General features: G+C 65.0%; 2 protein-coding genes and 1 pseudogene. 2 read left to right on the top strand and 1 reads right to left on the bottom strand.

Features of this window, described 5'->3' with window-relative positions:
- Window positions 1–677 (bottom strand): hypothetical protein (locus WAN02_RS09305; RefSeq protein WP_422263866.1); only part of this gene is annotated, 677 nt, incomplete at its 3' end.
- Between the two features lie 849 nt (window positions 678–1,526).
- On the opposite strand from WAN02_RS09305, the gene WAN02_RS09300 reads away from it, so the two are divergent.
- Both WAN02_RS09300 and WAN02_RS09295 read left to right on the top strand, forming a co-directional pair.
- Complete coding sequence (locus WAN02_RS09300) at window positions 1,527–2,240, top strand: ParA family protein (RefSeq protein ID WP_422263865.1); 714 nt, start codon at window positions 1,527–1,529, stop codon at window positions 2,238–2,240.
- Window positions 2,240–2,474: pseudogene (locus tag WAN02_RS09295) on the top strand (peptide transporter); the annotation flags it as partial. The gene WAN02_RS09300 and the pseudogene WAN02_RS09295, both read left to right, overlap by 1 nt.

Raw genomic sequence — 2,474 nt, 5'->3', positions numbered from 1 at the left:
GCATAGGGCCGGCTGCTATCCAGGTTCAGGACCGTCGGCGCCGTCCGCAGCTCAGCTGTCGCCAGCCCGAGGATCACCATCGTAGAAGCGGAGAAGTCGTCGTCATGTCCGTCGATCTCCAGTTCGTCGATCCACTCGCGGTCCTGGACACCGAAACGGTGGGCCTGAGCCACTACATCGACGATCACAGCCGCCAATTCGTCGCGGCGGACACTGAGCCACGTCTGCTCATCGGGCAACCGCTCGCACCGCTCACGGGCGGCGCGCCGCGACGCACGGGAAATCTTTTCGTCCGGCCGGTCGTAGCGCAGCAACGCCTCCAACCGGTCAATGCGGTCAATAACCCCCTGTTTGCCGACACCCACTTGAGCCCCGAGCTGGGAGAGAAACAGACCGCGATCACGGCCCGCCTTCAAGAAGTGAAGTTCGCGACGCCGATCCTCCCACCACAGCCAGTTGTTCAGCGTCAGTGCGTCGCACACGTCGGCCTGTAGAACCCACAGCGGAATGCCTGACCCGCTGTATTTCTGCAGGTAATCGAGTACGTCGCGGGGATCAGAATCTGGGGAATCCGGCAATTTCTCGCGATATCGGTCATCGACTTTTGCCCGTCGGCGTGCGATCCTGACGATGGCCAGACCGAGTTCAGACCGATGCACTTTCGGTCGCGTCGCCACCCCGCCAGTATTTCACTGACGGATAGACGCTGCTTGCTACGACACGTCGGTATTTGTTGACCCACAGGCTGATTGGGCCGATCCACCCAACAGTCTGGGATCGGAGCCGACGGTTGATCGCAGCACGTGCGGCACTGGGCGAACCGCAGTCGGAGGCTGGCAGCGACGAATTCGAAGGCAGCGGCGAGCTACCACAAGCCGATGCGGAAGCGTTGCGCCGCCGTGCGAAAGGCCGCCGCAAGGGCCGCGCCCATCGAGGCGCGAGTCAACAAACTTGCCCAGTCTGGACGAATCCGGCCCGCGCTCGCCTGGGGTGAGTTCCGTTTGCTCCGAGCTGCAGATTTTTCGACCGTAGGGGAGGGGCGAAAGAGTTGCCTCGAGGGTTCGTACCCGCTGTCCGGGGACATGCGAAGTCGTAGCCCGAAAGCGATTCGGCCGACGCAAAATCTCCCTACGGCAGGTGTCGCCGGCGATCCGACCGACAAGCACGTGGGCGGCGGGCTGCGAATCTCGAAGCGGCAGTAGCCCGATTGCACCTCAGCGCAATATCGTCCGACCGCCGCGGGCCGGCATCTCCGGTCAGTCGCGCATCCGGCGACGCACGACGCTGTTTGCCACTTAACCGCGGTTAAGTCATCGACAGCCAGTGCGCGTCCGAGAACAGGGCTTTGACCCACGTTGCCTCCGCCGGATCGCATCAGCCGGTTTGCCGAGGCACCACGCTCCGCCGCGACCGCGGGACCGGTCCGCGCGTGTCGCGGCGACAGTCCCGCGGCCGCCACCGTAGACTGCGGTGGTCTCATCCGAAGTACCCCGCTACTCCGGGGGAAGCATACGGAAAGGCCAGTGATGGCTGTTCACGTCGTTCTCAATCAGAAGGGCGGCGTCGGGAAAAGCACGATCGCGGTCAACTTGGCCGCCGTGACCGCCGACGTCCTCAACCACGACGACGATCCGGAGGCGAGCTCGCCGGTGGCCGCCGTCTCGGTAGACCCGCAGGGATCCGCGGTCTGGTGGGCCGCACGCATCAACGATCTCCCGTTCCACATTGTGCAGGCCCACGACGACCTCGACGGGCTCAAACGCCTGGGCGAACTCCCCGGCATCGCACACGTCTACGTCGACACCCCGGGGTGGATTGACCTGCAGGCCGGCGATGACGGCGCCGATCCGCTCGGCCGGGGTCCGGCCGCCGACGCCCTGCGGGTGGTGCTCGACGTCGCCGACAGCGTCATCGTTCCGATCGAGACCGAGCCGCTGAGCTTCGACCCGACCGCCCGCACTATCACCAAAGTGATCGAGCCCCGGGGCATCCCGTACACGGTGGTCATCAACAACTGGGATCCACGCGACGGCGTGCACGATCTCAACGAGACCAAGGAATTCATCAAGGCCAACAAATGGCCGCTGGCCCACACCGTGATCCGCCACTACAAGCTGCACGCGCGGGCCAGCGCCGACGGACAAGTGGTCACCGAGTACCCGGTCAACCGCGTGGCGCTGCAGGCGCGGGAAGACTTTTACAAGTTCGCCCTCGAGCTCAACGTCGGGAGCGCGCGCTGATGGCCCGCGGACAACGCACCAACCTGGCCAGCCTGGCCAACTCCGTCGGCGACCACTCACCGGTCGACCAGACCACCGCGATGCCCAGCCATGGCACAGCACTGACCGAGCTAACCCCCAACCCGCGCAACCCCCGCGACGACCTGGGCGATCTCACCGACCTCGAATCGATCGCCGACATGCAGCTGCAACCGGCTGTCGTCGTCACCAAAGCCGCCTACCTCAAGCTCTACC

It is taken from the genome of Mycobacterium sp., assembly GCF_049281135.1.
Taxonomy (GTDB): Bacteria; Actinomycetota; Actinomycetes; order Mycobacteriales; family Mycobacteriaceae; genus Mycobacterium.
This window is presented reverse-complemented; position numbering and strand designations above follow the sequence as displayed.

Bases quoted from the DNA above. Each gene is read 5' to 3' on its own strand.
- WAN02_RS09300 (WP_422263865.1), top strand. From the start codon at position 1,527: ATGGCTGTTCACGTCGTTCTCAATCAGAAGGGCGGCGTCGGGAAAAGC.